At 43.2% G+C, this 16,562-nt stretch carries 16 protein-coding genes; 2 read left to right on the forward strand and 14 right to left on the reverse strand.

Going from position 1 to position 16,562, the window contains the following annotated elements; all coding sequences use genetic code 11:
- Positions 1-212: 212 nt before the first annotated feature.
- From ACSUPM_RS03930 to ACSUPM_RS03950, 5 genes are all read right to left on the reverse strand, one after another.
- Entirely contained in the window at positions 213-1,925 is a 1,713-nt protein-coding gene (locus ACSUPM_RS03930; protein WP_201575426.1) for a multidrug ABC transporter permease/ATP-binding protein, read from the reverse strand.
- 49 nt (positions 1,926-1,974) lie between these two features.
- A complete protein-coding gene (locus tag ACSUPM_RS03935) occupies positions 1,975-2,937 on the reverse strand; it encodes an IS30 family transposase (protein ID WP_201582222.1) in 963 nt (320 codons plus the stop codon).
- 174 nt (positions 2,938-3,111) lie between these two features.
- Positions 3,112-5,412: a TonB-dependent receptor gene (locus tag ACSUPM_RS03940; protein WP_436880224.1), complete on the reverse strand. Its 2,301-nt coding sequence runs from the start codon at positions 5,410-5,412 to the stop codon at positions 3,112-3,114.
- A gap of 305 nt (positions 5,413-5,717) precedes the next feature.
- Positions 5,718-6,653 carry a siderophore-interacting protein gene (locus ACSUPM_RS03945; RefSeq protein ID WP_352287820.1) on the reverse strand — a complete coding sequence of 312 codons (936 nt, stop codon included), beginning with the start codon at positions 6,651-6,653 and terminating at the stop codon, positions 5,718-5,720.
- Complete coding sequence (locus ACSUPM_RS03950; RefSeq protein WP_201582219.1) at positions 6,653-6,847, reverse strand: hypothetical protein; 195 nt, start codon at positions 6,845-6,847, stop codon at positions 6,653-6,655. Before ACSUPM_RS03950 ends, ACSUPM_RS03945 begins: the two co-directional genes overlap by 1 nt.
- A gap of 357 nt (positions 6,848-7,204) precedes the next feature.
- On the opposite strand from ACSUPM_RS03950, the gene ACSUPM_RS03955 reads away from it, so the two are divergent.
- Positions 7,205-7,618, forward strand: coding sequence for a PaaI family thioesterase (locus ACSUPM_RS03955; protein ID WP_350588378.1), 414 nt, complete (start codon positions 7,205-7,207; stop codon positions 7,616-7,618).
- Positions 7,619-8,072: 454 nt separating this feature from the next.
- On the opposite strand, the gene ACSUPM_RS03960 is transcribed toward ACSUPM_RS03955, so the two are convergent.
- Complete coding sequence (locus tag ACSUPM_RS03960; protein ID WP_436880225.1) at positions 8,073-8,465, reverse strand: DUF6122 family protein; 393 nt, start codon at positions 8,463-8,465, stop codon at positions 8,073-8,075.
- A gap of 244 nt (positions 8,466-8,709) precedes the next feature.
- Between ACSUPM_RS03960 and ACSUPM_RS03965 the strand changes: the two genes are divergently transcribed.
- Positions 8,710-9,207 (forward strand): hypothetical protein, encoded by a 498-nt coding sequence (locus tag ACSUPM_RS03965; RefSeq protein WP_436880226.1) that lies wholly within the window; start codon positions 8,710-8,712, stop codon positions 9,205-9,207.
- Positions 9,208-9,318: 111 nt separating this feature from the next.
- On the opposite strand, the gene ACSUPM_RS03970 is transcribed toward ACSUPM_RS03965, so the two are convergent.
- From ACSUPM_RS03970 to ACSUPM_RS04005, 8 genes are all read right to left on the reverse strand, one after another.
- Positions 9,319-9,741: an ion channel gene (locus ACSUPM_RS03970; protein WP_436880227.1), complete on the reverse strand. Its 423-nt coding sequence runs from the start codon at positions 9,739-9,741 to the stop codon at positions 9,319-9,321.
- A gap of 396 nt (positions 9,742-10,137) precedes the next feature.
- Positions 10,138-11,214 carry a hypothetical protein gene (locus ACSUPM_RS03975; protein WP_436880228.1) on the reverse strand — a complete coding sequence of 359 codons (1,077 nt, stop codon included), beginning with the start codon at positions 11,212-11,214 and terminating at the stop codon, positions 10,138-10,140.
- Between the two features lie 294 nt (positions 11,215-11,508).
- The gene (gene tatC, locus ACSUPM_RS03980) at positions 11,509-12,366 is read right to left on the reverse strand and encodes a twin-arginine translocase subunit TatC (protein ID WP_350588372.1); all 858 of its coding nucleotides are present in this window, start codon (positions 12,364-12,366) and stop codon (positions 11,509-11,511) included.
- The gene (gene tatB / locus ACSUPM_RS03985; RefSeq protein WP_025653152.1) at positions 12,363-12,749 is read right to left on the reverse strand and encodes a Sec-independent protein translocase protein TatB; all 387 of its coding nucleotides are present in this window, start codon (positions 12,747-12,749) and stop codon (positions 12,363-12,365) included. Before tatB ends, tatC begins: the two co-directional genes overlap by 4 nt.
- 56 nt (positions 12,750-12,805) lie before the next feature.
- On the reverse strand, positions 12,806-13,087 hold the full coding sequence (gene tatA / locus ACSUPM_RS03990) for a Sec-independent protein translocase subunit TatA (RefSeq protein WP_025653153.1): 282 nt from the start codon (positions 13,085-13,087) through the stop codon (positions 12,806-12,808).
- Positions 13,088-13,165: 78 nt separating this feature from the next.
- Complete coding sequence (locus tag ACSUPM_RS03995; protein WP_436880229.1) at positions 13,166-15,784, reverse strand: copper-transporting P-type ATPase; 2,619 nt, start codon at positions 15,782-15,784, stop codon at positions 13,166-13,168.
- Positions 15,785-15,921: 137 nt separating this feature from the next.
- A complete protein-coding gene (locus tag ACSUPM_RS04000) occupies positions 15,922-16,077 on the reverse strand; it encodes a hypothetical protein (RefSeq protein WP_156770962.1) in 156 nt (51 codons plus the stop codon).
- A 98-nt stretch (positions 16,078-16,175) separates the two neighbouring features.
- Positions 16,176-16,454 (reverse strand): DUF5676 family membrane protein, encoded by a 279-nt coding sequence (locus ACSUPM_RS04005; RefSeq protein ID WP_227687630.1) that lies wholly within the window; start codon positions 16,452-16,454, stop codon positions 16,176-16,178.
- Between the last annotated feature and the right edge of the window lie 108 nt (positions 16,455-16,562).

Here is a 16,562-nt window from a genome sequence, read left to right on the forward strand (position 1 = left end):
AAAAATTCATTCTTATCTAAATAAAAGCGGGGCAGCTTTCTAAAAGACGCCTCTCTTTTTTATGCTCATTGTTTTATTCTCAAGTATTTTGTTCTTCAGGCCGTATTTATACCATTTTCAAAAACTTGAGTCGCAAGGAAGATGAGTGTAAGTACTATATTTTATAGACTAAGCAAATTTGACACTGCTAATCATATTTTTTGGCATTGGTATTACTTCAACATTGAGATGGCATCGGTACTGGCGCGTTGACGTTCTTCAGCATTCAGCTCGATCAATTTCCCCTCTTTCATCAGCAGCAATCGATCCGCATGCTCAAAGTAGCTGTCATCATGACTGATAATAAAAAGGGTTTTACCCAGCGCTTTTAGCTCAGGAATCAATGATTGATAGAATACGCGACGAAAAGCAGGGTCTTGGTCAGCAGCCCATTCGTCAAGTAACAGTATGTCCTTATGTTCAGCAACAGAGATTAACATAGCCAATCGTTTACGTTGTCCCTGCGATAATTTGTCCGTAGATAAGCGATGATCCGTCACACTGACTTTATCTTGCAAATTTAATTTATGCAGCCAAGTGGTTACTAGCGTCATATCAGGATCGCTGCCATGACTGCCAATCAATTGTTTAAAAAGATGCTGATCGCTAAAAATGGCAGAAAAAAGCTGTCGATAATCGGTATTATTTTTGGAGTCAATAAGCTGATTGTCTATATGTACAGAGCCAGTGGTAGGGGTAAAAATGCCTGTAATAATCTTTGCAAGGGTGGATTTACCGCTACCATTCGCACCAATCAAAAAGACCACATCGCCACGTCTTAAAGTGAGATTGACGTCTTGTAATATATCATTTGAGTGAGCGGTTTTTTCTGTTACTAAGGCAGACGTATCAGCATCACTGTTGTCGTAACGGTAGTGAATATCGGTCAAAGAAATAGAGTGCCAGTCTGTTGCGGCGGTGTCAGTGGCAAACGCTGAATGATAATCCGCTAGCTCCAATGATTGTATTTTGTCCAAGGCAACTTGCGCTGTTTGCATGGTTGGATAAGCACCAACCGCATGGAGCAGAGGTGACTGCATAAATAGAATGGTTAAAGAAAAAGTGGTCGCTACGCCCATGGGTATATCAAGATAGTTGGATACGGCAAACACCACACCAATCGCTGCAAACATCATGATGTTCGACCAGTTCACTGCCGATAAATGATACGTATCCGCTTTAATAATTCGCTCTTGATAAGACTGGGCATGATTTAAAAAATCATGTTTGTAGAGTTTTTCGGCGCGGTGATGGTTCAACGCGAGCTCTTTACGGCCCTCTATTATCGATTGATAATCTGCATATAACTCATCATTGATCTCTCTGATGGCGGTGAGATGGTGATAGACATGTTTGACCAGAATAGTACTTATCCAAATGGTCATCACAATCCAAACCATGATAATCAGTAATAGTGGCAATGACAGCCAGCCCAAATAAAGAGCAACACCAGTAGATAAAATCACCCCTTGTACCAATTCTGGCATGCGGACAAAGGCAACGGTAATTGATTGAATGTCTGAAGACAGGCTGGCGAGTAATCGTGCGCTACCCAAATGGTCTACTTGCGGAACGTTGGTATCGATGATTTGTTTGACCAGCTTGGTTCTGAGCTCATAGACAAACTTGTGACCGAGACGGGTTAAGGCATATTGTGATAAAAAAGTAGTGACCAATAGCAGGACAACCAAGGCTGAGAATTGACCCAAACTTGCCCACGATAAGGTATTAAAAACAGGCTGACTGATGAAGGTGTGATTGATGAAAGCGATGATGCCCACACTGACAGCCGCATTAACCAAATTAAGAAAGATAACTTTAAGAAAGGGCAGACGATAGTGTGCCCAAATCATATGGTATAAAGAAACGGTGGTGCGAGAGGACATAATGGCTCAATAATAAAATGGTTTTTTGCGTATTTTTGATAGCTTGGATTCAACATTGAAGTGCAACGCACCCGAAGCTAGATTTTACCTCAAGAGGTGTTCTAAACCCTAGCACCTTTCTAGGTCGATTATTTAAACTGTCTTCAATCGACTGAACTAAGTGCATGCATAGGTTATCCAGACGCATTGACTTCGGTAGAAACTGACGAATTAACCCATTGGTATTCTCATTCGTTCCACGCTCCCAAGAATGATAAGGCTGAGCAAAGTAAATATCAGCCTTCAACGCTGTTGCCATCGTTTCATGATCAGCAAACTCTTTACCGTTATCAAAGGTGATACTTAACGCCTGTTCACCTTTTAGCATGCCAATACAAGCTTGTGTGACGGCTACTGCCTTGCGATTGGGTAGCGCTTTGATCTTAGTCTCTCGAGTTGTTCTATCCACTAGAGTGACAAGCACACCTTGATGTCCACGACCAACCACCGTATCCCCTTCATAATCGCCCATACGACTGCGCGCTTCAATGATACTGGGACGCTCAGTGATATCACAGCGGTTCGCTATCTTTCCGCGCCTATCATAACCTTGCAGACGGCGTTTCCTATAGCGCTTTTGACATCTAAGGGCGCTATGTAAGTTACCCCCTGCCTTTTTGTCAGTATAGATGTGTTGATATATCGATTCATGGCTTGGGACCTCTTGCCAACCCAGCATTCTCAGTCGCCCTGTGATTTGCTCAGGTGAGTAGTGCTTGCTGAGTAGATGATCAATATAGCACCAGCCAAAGCGGCTGATCTGTGAGCTATTCACAACTTTGCGCGCGTTTGCCAATCGATGGGCTTGTTTGGGGCGATAACCCCTTTGTCCCATGTTTCGCCTTATCTCTCGACTCACCGTTGATTTATGACAGCCAATAATTCTAGCTATTTCACTCATGCCTTTTTTAGCTTGCAATAGCGCTGATATTTGATATCTTTGCTCTTGGGTAAGATGTGTATAGTGTTTCATAACGTTCTGATATGTAGGAGTTGAAGTTTGAAATGCAACACGGCACATCTTACTCTTCAACTCATTCTTTTAAAACGTTGCACTTCTTATTTGAATCTAGGTAGTATAAAAGGGAGTAGGTTGTGCCTAATCCCTTTTATCTAAGTCTTATAAACATGGTTTAATGGGCAGGTCTTAAAAGTCGAAAGTCGCTGATACTTTTAGGGCAGTAGGCTCACTGGCATTTAAATACCCAGCACCCGCATAACCACCCACTGATTGCCAATAGTCCTCTCCTGTCACGTTAGTAACCACGCCTTTTAGCGTCACGTCTTGTCCAGCAAGCATGGTTTTGTAGCGAGCACCTAGATCTAGCGTGGTATAACCGTCGACTTTTAAGCTATTGGCGGCATCGGCATAACGTGCGCCTGTGTGAATGATATCACCGGTCACCGTCAATCCTTCAACTGCTGCTAAATCATATTCTAGGTTGACGTTGCTTTGTAGCGTGGGCAGTCCGATGACTCGGTTGCCGTCGAACGTCACATCGCCCGTGTTTTTTTGCTCAGCATTTAAGTAAGTAACACCAGCATTGAAGCGCATGTTTTCGCTCGGGCTACCAAATACAGTCAATTCTACCCCTTGATGGCGATTTTCTCCAGCAGCGGTAAAGGTGTTTGAGTCATTGACATAAGCACGTGGCTCATCAGTGCGGAATATTGCTAAACTACTGCCAATCAAACCATTGTCATACTTAACGCCAACCTCAGTTTGCTCACTCACATAAGGGTCTAAATTTTGACCGCCATTGGTGACAGCACCACCATTATTAGTCAGAGGTGCCCTTGCACCTGGCGCTAGGCTTTCGATATAGTTACTATAAACAGACCAGTCCATGCTTGGTTGATAGACAATTCCAACGCTTGGTGTCCACTCGCTTTTATCGTAATCAGCCGTTTTAGCCTGAGTGTTAGGATCATAGCTGGTGGTTTTTAAATTCTGATGACGCACGCCTAAAGTGGTTTTTAGTTTGTCATCGAACAGTGATATGGTATCGGCTAGCGCAAAGCTTTGGAATTGCTTCTCGTTGGTTAGTTTTGGATCGTCTAAGTTACCACCGAAGATTGCTGTGCTTGTAAAAGGGACCTCAGCGTAGTCGGTAGGGCGATATAAATTGGTCGCGGGTTGATTACCAAAATCATAGGCGAACGCGCCTTTTTCTTCTTGGTCATAGAGATCCGCTGCTAGTACCCAATTATGAGCCACTTCACCTGTTTGCCATTTACCACGCAGACCGAGCTCAGCACTTTGTACCAAATCTTTTCTAGAATTATCAAAGCGATAAAACGTACCTGCACCATCAACATTGTTGACGGTTAGATTGGCCAGTGAGTTTTCTTCCTCACCACTTCGCACACCGTAAGCACCATAAGCGGTAATATTATCAGTAAAATCATATTCTCCTCGAATGGTACCAAAGACATCTTCTTCATCTGAATACGTCCAAGGCTGCGCCCAATTCTTTGAGCCGTCTGGTGCTTTTGGTACTCTAGAAACACCAGCAAGTGTGACACTAGGACGGGTCTCTTTAAGCTTATTGTCTTGCCAGCCCAAATCTGCTGATAGTCGATACTGATCGCCTCTATAATCTAATCCTAACGCTGCCAGACCCAGTGTTGAAGATTCATCATCAATCGCGCTGTCGCCATCTTGATAAGCGGCATTAAAGCGCATGCCAAACGCATCATTAGTACCAAAGCGATCACTGACGTCTACGGCAACTTTGCCTTGATCGCCCTGACCATAACCGAGTGTCACCTTACGTAGCGGGTCATTGCCAGCTCGTTTGGGCAGCAGGTTAATCGTACCACCGGCGTTACCACCACTGGGTGCTGCGCCATTGAGCATGGTGGATGCCCCGCGCTGAACCTCAACACGCTCGAATAATTCAGTAGCGATATACTGTCTTGGTAATATGCCGTATAGACCGTTATACATGGTGTCATCAGAGGTTGTGATAAAGCCGCGCATAAAGTAGGCTTCTTGAAAGTTGCCAAAGCCTCTGGCGACACGAACAGTCGGGTCTTTTTTGAGCAAGTCGCCCACACTTTGCGCTTGTTGATTGCTGATATATTCATTGGTATATGAGGTAGTGGAGAACGGCGTATCCATGATGTCTTGATTGCCCAAGATTCCGACGCGGCTTCCTGTCGCTACTTGACCCCCTTCATAGGCACCTGGTAAGCCATCGGCTGACGCATCGGCGCTACTGGTCACGACAATCGTATCGAGTACCACACTTGGGGTATCTGCCTGGGTATCTGCTTGGGCATCAGTACTTGCCTCTGTTTGTGCCCACGCAGCTTGACTCGCACCCAGTAATATTACCGATGTGGACAGACAAGATGAGCACAGTGATTTTAGTGAAAATGGATGGCGAGAGATACTCAAGAGATTAGGGCGAAATAAAGCAGAATATAAGCGAGACAGTTGCATGAATATTTCCAGCATATAGGTTAAATGCTTATTATAATGATAATCATTTTCATTACAATGTATTACTGGATTAAATCTCAATATATTTTTATCGTGTTAAGTGGAATTTTTGCCAAGCAGTATAGCTAGCTGGCAAAAGTTGATAAAAAATATTACTTTAGTTTCAATGATGATTGATTGCTAAATTTATGAGCCATCACAAATAGTTGACAAGTGGCTAGATGCCTTCTGTTCATAATTAAACATCTGCCATTCGTAAAAAGGCGCTTTTTATAGAAACATGCTACTTATAAAAAAGATAATGATTACTGCGCACGCCAATAGACTTTGATAACCATGTCTTGGCGTGATAGACCCAGTGTTGATTTTAATTGCTGTCGTAATGATTTGATATCCGCTGCTTCCAGAGCACCCCATACTTTTTCAATTTTGATAGGCAGTCGCGCAAATTGTGTATTTAATAATGCCACTATTTGCTCAGTAATATCAGTTATTGGGGTATTAATCAGCTGGCACACATTATCTTGCAAAAAATGCGCCTCATGGCGTAGTGGATTACTGAGCGTTAGGGTATGTAGATAACGGATATCGTCTGGATCATTAGTGATGGCAATGACGAGGGGCGGCAATGGATTCTGCCAGTTTTCCAATAGATTGGCCACCGTAGGCAAGGAGGTTTCATCACAGATAAGTAAGCACTGACCAGTGCTGAGATGCTCTATTTTCTCTGGATATTCACGTACTGTTTTGATTTGACTGCCACAGTTAAGTGCGCGTGCCCAATTGCCTCCTGCCGTGTCGCCATGAGTATAAACGTCTATCCACGCTTGGACAGACGAGCTGCTCGAATCTCGCCATGCTTTTCGCAAGGTATAGTAGCGCTGCAAAGGTTTGTTGCTATCTTTTGACTGGTGTTTTGTAGCAGATAGACCGTCCGCATCTAGCTCAAACAGATACGCGTAGCCCGGATGAGTGAGTGGCGTACTATCAGGTGCGGTTACCAGCAGTCGATACATGTTGGGGCTGGCGTAGTAGCTGTTGAGGATAGTAAAGTGCTGCTCTTGAAGCTTGATCGTACGCTTACCAAGCTTATTGGCAGAGGTTTGCAATAGCGTTATATATTGCTCTTGTAGCGTCATCGACTCACTAATCGGCGCCGTAAAATTGATAAAATATTGACTGCTGAGAGTAGTGGTATTTGCTAAAGCACCGTTGTTATGATTGGTGGTTGTGACATCCATTAATATCCCACATCCGTATATAGCTCTTTTATCGAGGCGATATCATGCTCACTCACTGTCGTGCTAGTAAAGGCATTGATAAACATAGCGAGTTCATCTTGATGCTCTTCATTGACATGATTTATAAACTGGTCTTTGTCAGCCATGTCTAACGGTGTTTTATCAATATCGTACTGAGCAAGTGGTTGAGCCATAACATGTCATCCAAGCCAAAAATTCAAATAATCGTTGAACGACATTATATATGTTAATGATAATCATTAACATATATATTACGCTAATAATCCTGTTTATCGATTGATTGTCAGTGAAAGTGGCTCATAAATGAAAGGAGTTGGCATATAGTCGATTCAATTTAGAAGTAGTACAAGGCAACCGAGTGTAGATGTATATGTGATACTTCAAGCGAGGTTAACGCTGTAATACTTTTATAGTGGAATGACTATAGATGCGGCTGATAATATCAGTTATGCTATCACTGTTTATGACAGCGCTTACTCAAGCAAAGGGCTGGTGTCGACAGTGAAAATAATCAAAACCGAGGGATAGGTATGTCTGCAAGCAAAGAAGAAATCGTCGCCTTTATGACGGCAGAGTTTCCACAAACCAAATGTAGGGTTGAGGCAGTAGATGATAAGGGTTCGACCTTGTCGCATGAAATAGGTATCAATGAGCTGCGACCTGGTGGCACAGTCTCGGGGCCAGTGTTAATGAGTATTGCTGATGTCGCCATCTATGTGGCGATACTGGGAAAAATTGGTATTGTACCGTTGACAGTGACAACGAACCTGACCATCAACTTTTTGCGCAAACCCTCAGCAGAAGCCCGTATCATCGCCGACTGCACGTTGATGAAAGTAGGGCGCACACTAATCGTAGGCGAGGTTTCTCTTTATTCAGAAGGCTCTAGCGACTTGGTGGCTCACGTGGTTGGCACTTATTCTGTACCACCAAAATCTAGATAGACGATTTTAAGACAAGGTTATTCGCTTAAGACAAGGTCATTTACTTAAAACAAAGTCATTTACTTAACACAAAGGATGTTTGGCTCAATACTATTGAGCATGCTAGCGGTAACTGAGTCCGCATCAGCCCCGCCTATTTGTGAATGCTAAACAGTCTCTATATTTTATAGCTTCAAGAACAGCGCTTGTCCATACAGGCTGATAAAGCGCTGCTAGTAGTAAACCGACGACCGCTGCATTGATGCCAGACAGGACAGCTCTTATAAGTTACTTATAGCAGACCGCTATAATGTAGCCATTTACATCAGAATAGTTAAATTTTTGAGATGAGTGCTAGAAAATTAAGGTTTGAATAGCGAGGTATGTATGCCTTCTCCGCAAACTTCTAAGGAGACTGATTCATAAGAAAGGAGTTAAACAACACAGTCTAAAGTAGCTTCAAGACTTAGTAGCTTTAAAACTTAGAAGCTCTGACAAACCTTGCTACCAACTCACGGGCAGGCGCCTCAATCAAGCACTGCGGACAATTAAGATAGGTCATCACGCAATCATTTAAATCGGTTAGCATATGTAATAATAATCCTAAACCAATGATTTTATAAGGCTTAGGTAAAAATAGCATAGCCACATATACTGCCATCGCATAATAAGTATGCAACGGATGGAAGTTAATACTACAACGATTGGGCGAGAAAATAGGCGTGGCTAGCAGATGATCTACATCTACTAGCATGGTTGCCAGTAGTATGAGGTAGACGCGCTTATAGTCGTCACGAAAAAATAGATAAGCGATAATCAGCGGCATGCCAAAATGTAGAAAATAATGGATAATGGTCTGAATCATCATTTTTTCCAATTCAAGATAATGTTTTAAACAGTGCGCTGGTGGCAAAGGACAATCACACCTGAAAAAATGCGCGAACCCATCGTCTAATATATGGGAATTAGTCACCTAACTGTGATAAATATGCGCATCAAGTAACATGCTAATTTAGCATTGGGAGACACTAATAAATAGTATCTCGGTCTGGTAACGACAGTCAATTGAGCATAGAGCTGTATTTATTGCTATGGATATTTTTGGAGGTATTATGATTTTAGTAAGCCAATCGCATCGAGTAGTAGCGTCAGCTGTGCTTACTTTAATGATTTGGGGGGTAAGCTTCTTTCTACATTTTTTTTGGGAAATGGCACAAGTCCCCTTCTTTGCTGACATGCCTGATGCGAGCCATTGGCAGGTAATCGAGCTTTGTACACGGGCAACTGTCGGTGATGCTAATATTGCTTTTAGTGCTTACGCGCTTGCGGCACTGTTTACAAGAGACTGGTTCTGGATCACAAAGCCATGGCGTCTATCGACTTTATTAATGTACTTTGCCGTTGGCCTGATTGTGACCATAATCTTTGAGTATTGGGCGACTGGAACCGGTCAGAGGTGGAACTATAGTGATCTTATGCCTAGAATTCCGCTACTTGGTACAGGTGCGTTGCCGCTAGCTCAGTGGGTCATCATTCCGATAGGGTTGATTTACGCTGTCAAATGGATGTTTCTTGGGTGGCTGGTTTCGAAGGGTACCGAACGCGAGTAGATCGAGTAAAGCGACAACCACATTCTCTCAAAGCTCTTCTGGAGTAGTCAACATCCATGTCCTGCATAATGTATGAAACCCTGCGCAATATATTGTTGAGAGGGCGCTTGGCTAATTTGAAAGGGGTTTTTTACCACTCATGATCTGAAACACAAAGGTTCCGGACACTGTAATCAATAGGAAACCATGAAAGGCCTCCATCGCCGTCATAAATCGAAGATGACCGTCAGGCATGAGGTCACCTCGCCCAAGCGTTGTGTAGTTAACTAGCGAGAAGTAAAAGTAGTCCATAAAGTTAAGGGGGGCACTGCCGTTGGGTGAGGACGAGACCAGGTCGCCAACCTGAAAGTTATGCACAGCAACCCAGAACCCAGCCGCATAAAGCAGTGCCTCAAGGATATGAGCCAGTACGATTGAAGCAACTGTGACCTCAAGGCAGTGTCCCGGATGACGCGACGGCGTCACAAACTGTGACGAAAATTTTAATACGCCGTAATGTATTGCTGTACAGACAGCAATCAAAATCGCTGCCATTATAATTGCCAGAACCACTTTTCACCCTCTTCAAGGAAGCTATGTTATAGTCGAAGGAACAGCACAGATTATCACGCTCTAACTATCAACAGTAGTTTTTTCTTTCTCTCGGCGTAAGTACAACGTAAGCACAATAAGTCAGAAAAATTTATGTCCGTTTCGCGTCATAAGATAACGTATCCCTTTATTTAGTATCTGTCCCGTCCTAAATGTGTTAACTCATTCTAGGATGGGATAATCGGCTATAGTAATTATTTCAATGCAAGAAGTAATAAATAACGGTTTGGATCATCATTTTCCCAGTTCAGCATGATGTTTTGATTGTTACATTAGCATACAGAACAATTCATATAGTAAATGTTGCTCAAAGTTACTTAAAAAGCCAAACCCAAATAATCACACCTGAAAGACAGGCGCGAATCCACCCCCTGCCGTGCGGAAGTTAGTCGCTTGGCCTTGATAAATACGGGCAGCAGGTAGTAACAGCTGTCCTCCATACGTATAAAGACGTATGTCTATCTTTCTTGTTGTGACGGTATCATCAACTTTCATCGAGCGCTCTGTTGCAGGCACAAAAGTTTGTGCAATGTAATCTTCATCCAATATGTTTTCGAAGACGCGTCGAGTCAGCTTACTGCCGCGATAGACGCCTTTGCTTCCATAACCAGAAACTGGCTTAAAAAATAAGTCTCGTCGAGTACGCCACAACTCTGCTGCATCGTCTCTTGAAACTATCCGAGTCTTTGGTATAGACCTTTCGAGATATCCCACTGCAGTCTCATTCAGCCCCCAAGCGCGCAGTGTTTGCGAATCAGATAGTAAGGTCAGGTTGCGCTTATTGGCCAACATAGCATGTACATGAGGGTTAGGCGTTACCACCACAGCGCCTTCTAGATACGCACGCTTAAGCAGCGCATGGTCAGGCTTCTCAAACGTAAAGTCGACCAACCGATTGTAGACCATATCGATTTTCTGTCCATGGGCCATCAGCGCACCGTCGACATAATCGAGTTCAGAGGGGTCTAGTATTACAGTATCAATCCCTTTAGCTTGGAGCAGCTGACAGGCCAATTGGAACTCTAAGAACATGAACTGACTCTTGGGATTATTATCTACAATAGCTATCCGATTGGGCATAGCAACAGTGGATTGTCGCTGCCATTCCTGTTTGAACATATCAAATACGGCTTCCTCGAACCTATCTAGCATTTGATTGGTTGCAGCGCTTTGCTCTGAGGGGTTGCAACAGCGTTTTTGTGCGCGAGCGAGCAACACATTCAGAAATGCGCCGCCGGCATTGGTATTGACCTCGATGAGCTGAGGTCCATCGCTACCCAAGTGAAAGTCATAACCCATGAGAGCCCCTATTGGACCTGGGTCGAAAGCAGCTATTTCTGGTGCCCACGACAGCACTTGCTCTTGATACAATGGCAGTTCGGCAGCTGACTCGATAGCCCTGACGATTCGTTCCATCGCCTCTATCTCTGTTTTGGGAACGAACACTGGTGTTGCTGAAAAAAGCTTATTAAGCTCGTTCGCTCCTATTGGATTGTTTCTAGTCTCTACCAATTGATCGTGAAGGCTTGTATTGAGGGCTTTACGATCGAGGGTAATGCAGTAACATTCTTTGTTAAGTCGATTTGCAAGACTGTCATTTTTGTTGTTATCGATTATTTCTTCCATTTAAATTCCATCGCTAAGTAGAGTGCTCACATTGACATATTTAGTGAATAGTAAAAACAGAGGCGTTTGAGGTTAGTAACTTTTTTATGTTTCATTTTTTGAGGTTAAATCAATACTTGGTTCCTCTTTAATCAATACTTTTGCTAAAAACAAACCCAGCTCAAATAATAGCCACATTGGAATTGCCAGCAATAGCATAGATACCCCGTCGGGTGGTGTCACTACTGCTGCAACCCCAAAACAACCGACTATGATATAACGACGCTTATCCTCAAGACTCTGAGTAGAAACGATCCCAACTAATATCAATAACAAAGTAACTACTGGAATCTCAAAGGTGAGGCCAAATACCATAAATAACTTGAGAGCGAAGCTCAAATAACTATCAATATCGGTCATAGGTATGACATTTTGTGGCGCAAATAGGATAAAAAACTTCAATACGCTTTTGAGTACAATAAAGTAGGCAAAGGCAACACCCGTATAAAATAGAAATATTGAAGACAGTAATACTGGAATGGCTATTTTTTTCTCTTTTTTATAAAGACCAGACGCAACGAATGACCAAATTTGATACAAAATATAAGGCATCGCTAAAAATGCAGCGACAAAAATTGTCAAACGAATAGGTGCCATAAAGTTCGAGGTGATATCGGTCGCAATCATAGTCGAATTAGCAGGCAACTGAGCAACCAAAGGATCTGATAAAAGAGTATAGAGCTCACGTGAAAACCCTACCAGCGCTAAAAATATAATTAAAACTGCTACGCATATCTTGATTAAATGGGCGCGTAACTCTATCAAGTGTGCCGTAATAGGCATGTCACCAAGTGCACTCAGCACATCATCAGACTTATGACTATCAGCCGTGTTTATTGTCGCCTCAAGTTCTGTATCCGCTATCTTTTGTTGTCGGCTTTTTTGTCGTTTAAATAGATTCATTTATCTGCCTCCTGTTTGGTTAAGGAGGAGGCGCTATTGGGCTGATGATCTTGCTCATCAAGAGCGACTGGCTGATGTGGCTCATCTGAGTGTTGATTCTGTGAGTCTTCAAATTTTTGTATATTACCACGCATCTTTGCCAGCTCACGCTTCATATCTGTCTCAGTCTGACGGATGTTTGCTAGCTCATCTTGCATTTGTTTTCGTGTTTCAGTCAGATCAAGCTCAGACTCTATTTCAGATTGTAGGGTGGATATCATACGACGCAATTTGGCATACCATTGCCCAGCGGTACGTGCAGCCTGTGGCAGTTTTTCTGGACCCAATACGATCAAGGCAATGATGCCGAATAAGAGTAACTCGGAAAATCCGATATCAAACATAACAGTCAAATGTAATAGTTAATAGGCGAGTGAGTATCGTCAGCTAATGACACTTTTTACACTTTATGCTTATCCTCAGTGGTAGGGCTGATTTCCACATCATCAGCCTGATTACCTACACGCGTATTTAAGTCGATATCTGAAGTTGGCGTACTCTTTTCATGATCAAGCATCCGATTCTTACGCGCGTGTTCGGTTTCTTCATCTTTGACCGCTTCTTTAAAACCCTTTACCGCACCGCCTAAATCTTTACCTGCGTTTTTAAGCTTGGCAGTACCAAATACAACGACTACGACTACTAACAAAATCAGCCAATGTGTAATAGAGAAACTACCCATAACGATATCCTTATTTTTAAATTCTAATAAAACCCGTATTGGGTATTACGTTTTGACAATTTTCTCCTAACATTCACATTACAAGTCCAACCGACGTAGTCTAAGCGCGTTAACAATCACCGAGAATGATGACAAGCTCATAGCTGCCGCTGCTATCATTGGACTGAGCAGAAGCCCAAATATGGGATAGAGCACACCTGCGGCAATAGGAACACCAAGTGCATTGTAGATAAAAGCAAAGAACAGGTTCTGTCTGATATTGCGCATGGTGGCGTGGCTAAGCTTATAAGCTTTAGCAATGCCCATTAAATCACCTTTTAGCAGGGTAATACCCGCACTCTCCATCGCCACATCGGTACCCGTTCCCATAGCGATACCAACATTAGCTTGTGCTAGTGCAGGCGCGTCGTTGATCCCATCACCCGCCATCGCTACCAGTTTACCGCTGTCTTGCATCTCTTTAACGATACGGTTTTTATCCTCTGGTGAGACATCCGCATGAACTTCATCAATACCTAATTTATTAGCGACTGCCTGTGCAGTTTTTTCGTTGTCACCGGTTAGCATGACAACTTTTAGTCCCGCGCCATGAAGCAATGAGATAGCCTCTTTGGTGCTTGGTTTAATAGGGTCAGCAACTGAAATAATACCAGCAGCTTTACCATCTATAGCCACAAACATGACCGTTTCACCGTCTTTTCTACGAACATCAGCTTTGGTGGACAGCTCACTATCAAAACTATTTAGGCTTTCCATAAGCTTAGAGTTACCAATAGCGACTTTCTTACCATCGACCACGGCTTGTACGCCTTCGCCAGTAGTCGAATTAAAGTCAGTAGCTTTAGGAATAATGAGTGATCTTTCTTGAGCCGCTCTCACGATAGCTTCTGCTAAAGGATGCTCGCTTGCACTTTCTACTGCGGCTACTAAGGCTAAAAACTCGTCTTCATCTTGACCTACCTGCGCATCAATTGCGGTAAGCTCAGGCTTACCTGCGGTCAGTGTTCCGGTCTTATCGACGACAATGGTATCGACTTTTTCCATACTCTCTAACGCTTCAGCGTTCTTGATAAGCACACCGTTTTGCGCGCCTTTGCCAGTACCAACCATAATGGACATCGGCGTTGCCAAACCAAGGGCGCAAGGACAGGCAATAATCAGTACCGCAATCGCGTTAACCAAAGCATAGGCCATAGCGGGCTCAGGGCCGAATATCGCCCAGACAATAAAGGTAATGACGGAGGAGATAAGCACAATCGGTACGAACCACCCAGCCACCTTATCTACCAATTTCTGTATAGGTGCGCGGCTACGCTGGGCTTCAGCAACCATTTGTACAATTTTAGATAATACCGAATCTGCTCCAACATTGACCGCTTCGACCAATAGCGTTCCGGTGCCGTTTACCGTACCACCAGTCACGGTATCTCCTGCTACTTTTGATACAGGGATTGGTTCACCCGTTACCATTGATTCATCGACATTACTATTACCGTCGATCACTGTACCATCTACGGGTAACTTCTCACCTGGTTTAACCCGTAGCTTATCGCCAGTGACGACCTCATCAAGCGAGACTTCGATCTCTTCACCATTTTCTTCCACACGTCTTGCGGTTGGTGGTGCTAGCTCAAGTAACGCTCGAATCGCACCTGAAGTTTGACTTCTAGCTTTGAGCTCTAATACTTGACCCAGTAATACCAAGGTTACAATGACAGCTGCTGCTTCATAGTAGACACCGACTTGTCCGTTAGCATCTCTAAAGCTGTCTGGAAAAATACCGGGCAGAAAGGTTGCTACCAGACTGAAACCAAAAGCCGCGCCTACGCCTATCGCAATCAAAGTAAACATATTGAGATTGCGGCTTTTTATTGACTGCCAACCGCGCACAAAAAACGGGGCGGCGCCCCAAAGCACTACAGGGGTCGCAAGCACTAACTCAGCCCACTGTAAAACCTGTGAAGGTATACCATACTGACTAAAGTCAACTCCAAACATACCGCTCATAACATATATCAATAGCGGTATAGTGAGTACCGTACAGATCCAAAAGCGACGAGTCATATCGTCAAGCTCTGAGGTATCCTCTTCACCAATGGTGATCGTTTCTGGCTCAAGTGCCATGCCGCATATTGGACAGCCGCTATTCTCAATATCTCTAACTTCAGGGTGCATAGGGCAAGTGTAGACCGTGCCATCATAATCAGCAGGAACTTTGTCGTATTTACCGCCTTTGATAGATTTTACATCAGTGCTGTTAGTAGTATCCGCTCCATGACCATGACAACTTGCATGACTGTCTTCATCAACAACCTCGTCTTCAGGTTTAAGGAACATGCCGCATATCGGACAATCGCTCTTTTCAGTATCCCTAACCTCAGGATGCATCGGGCAGATATAAACGGTTCCGCTATAATTTTCTGGTACTTTGTCGTACTTGCCGTCTTCGATAGGTTTTGCCTCATTACTATTATTAGCATCCGCTCCATGACAATGCGCATGACTATCTTTATTGTTGTCGGATTCAGCAACCTCGTCTTCAGGCTTAAGAAACATCCCGCATATTGGGCAGTCACTTTTTTCGACATCTCTTACTTCTGGATGCATAGGACAGGTGTAAACCGTACCACTATAATTTTCTGGTACTTTATCGTACTGACCACCTTTGATAGATTTTTCATCGGCAATATGTTTCATAAACTCACTCCTTGAAGACAATAAATATTGATAATAAATACAACTCTTAAAGCACTATCATCAATCCTCGATTGCTATTCATCTAATTATTAATCTAAAAGTCTCTAAAATTATTTTTTATACTTTTTAATTGGAATTTAGTTTTTATCACGCAAATACTTGAGCAGTGCCATGATTGTTAGTACTAGTACTGCGAAAAATAGTAGGGTGAATAACAAACAGATAAGCATCATAACCCAGCCCATGCCATACATCATTGAGCCGTTCATCATGCCATGCATTGACCCATTCATTATGATTTCTCCTCAGTCTAAACTGTGATCACTCCAACTCTTCAATTAATTTTTACTCGAACCGAAGAGGTTTACTGACTGTTAATATATCAATATCTTTAGCGCACTTTGGCGAACCAACGATATAGTGGCACGAACAAGATGGCGAAATACCAACCGTAAAGATACGATTCGACAAACCCAATTAGAAAACCTGTCCATGTTAACCACTCAAAGCCAGGTAGTAGAGGTGCCCAAGCTTCGTGCATCGCTATCTGTTCGGGTGCGAGTAAGCCAAAGCCTATGCATAACAGGTAACTAATGAGTAGAAACAGCGATACACTGTTGCCAACAGGAGCAATCCTCAAAGTACTTGTTGTTAAGTTTGATTTAGCCATCTTAATACTTCTTGTTATTACATGATGTCGTTCAAGCTTAAACCCATCAACCGTCCATCTGTCCGTTTTAAGCCTAAGAAAGCAGTGTGAGTAAAAGCTTTATGCTGT

This window comes from Psychrobacter okhotskensis (genome assembly GCF_965638355.1).
Classification (GTDB): Bacteria; Pseudomonadota; Gammaproteobacteria; order Pseudomonadales; family Moraxellaceae; genus Psychrobacter; species Psychrobacter okhotskensis.

What these genes read in the sequence shown, in the direction of transcription:
- ACSUPM_RS03930 (WP_201575426.1), bottom strand. Translation starts at nt 1,925, where the DNA reads ATGTCCTCTCGCACCACCGTTTCTTTATACCATATGATTTGGGCACAC.
- ACSUPM_RS03935 (WP_201582222.1), bottom strand. Translation starts at nt 2,937, where the DNA reads ATGAAACACTATACACATCTTACCCAAGAGCAAAGATATCAAATATCA.
- ACSUPM_RS03940 (WP_436880224.1), bottom strand. Translation starts at nt 5,412, where the DNA reads ATGCAACTGTCTCGCTTATATTCTGCTTTATTTCGCCCTAATCTCTTG.
- ACSUPM_RS03945 (WP_352287820.1), bottom strand. Translation starts at nt 6,653, where the DNA reads ATGGATGTCACAACCACCAATCATAACAACGGTGCTTTAGCAAATACC.
- ACSUPM_RS03950 (WP_201582219.1), bottom strand. Translation starts at nt 6,847, where the DNA reads ATGGCTCAACCACTTGCTCAGTACGATATTGATAAAACACCGTTAGAC.
- ACSUPM_RS03955 (WP_350588378.1), top strand. Translation starts at nt 7,205, where the DNA reads ATGTCTGCAAGCAAAGAAGAAATCGTCGCCTTTATGACGGCAGAGTTT.
- ACSUPM_RS03960 (WP_436880225.1), bottom strand. Translation starts at nt 8,465, where the DNA reads ATGATGATTCAGACCATTATCCATTATTTTCTACATTTTGGCATGCCG.
- ACSUPM_RS03965 (WP_436880226.1), top strand. Translation starts at nt 8,710, where the DNA reads ATGATTTTAGTAAGCCAATCGCATCGAGTAGTAGCGTCAGCTGTGCTT.
- ACSUPM_RS03970 (WP_436880227.1), bottom strand. Translation starts at nt 9,741, where the DNA reads ATGGCAGCGATTTTGATTGCTGTCTGTACAGCAATACATTACGGCGTA.
- ACSUPM_RS03975 (WP_436880228.1), bottom strand. Translation starts at nt 11,214, where the DNA reads ATGGAACGAATCGTCAGGGCTATCGAGTCAGCTGCCGAACTGCCATTG.
- tatC (WP_350588372.1), bottom strand. Translation starts at nt 12,366, where the DNA reads ATGAATCTATTTAAACGACAAAAAAGCCGACAACAAAAGATAGCGGAT.
- tatB (WP_025653152.1), bottom strand. Translation starts at nt 12,749, where the DNA reads ATGTTTGATATCGGATTTTCCGAGTTACTCTTATTCGGCATCATTGCC.
- tatA (WP_025653153.1), bottom strand. Translation starts at nt 13,087, where the DNA reads ATGGGTAGTTTCTCTATTACACATTGGCTGATTTTGTTAGTAGTCGTA.
- ACSUPM_RS03995 (WP_436880229.1), bottom strand. Translation starts at nt 15,784, where the DNA reads ATGAAACATATTGCCGATGAAAAATCTATCAAAGGTGGTCAGTACGAT.
- ACSUPM_RS04000 (WP_156770962.1), bottom strand. Translation starts at nt 16,077, where the DNA reads ATGAATGGGTCAATGCATGGCATGATGAACGGCTCAATGATGTATGGC.
- ACSUPM_RS04005 (WP_227687630.1), bottom strand. Translation starts at nt 16,454, where the DNA reads ATGGCTAAATCAAACTTAACAACAAGTACTTTGAGGATTGCTCCTGTT.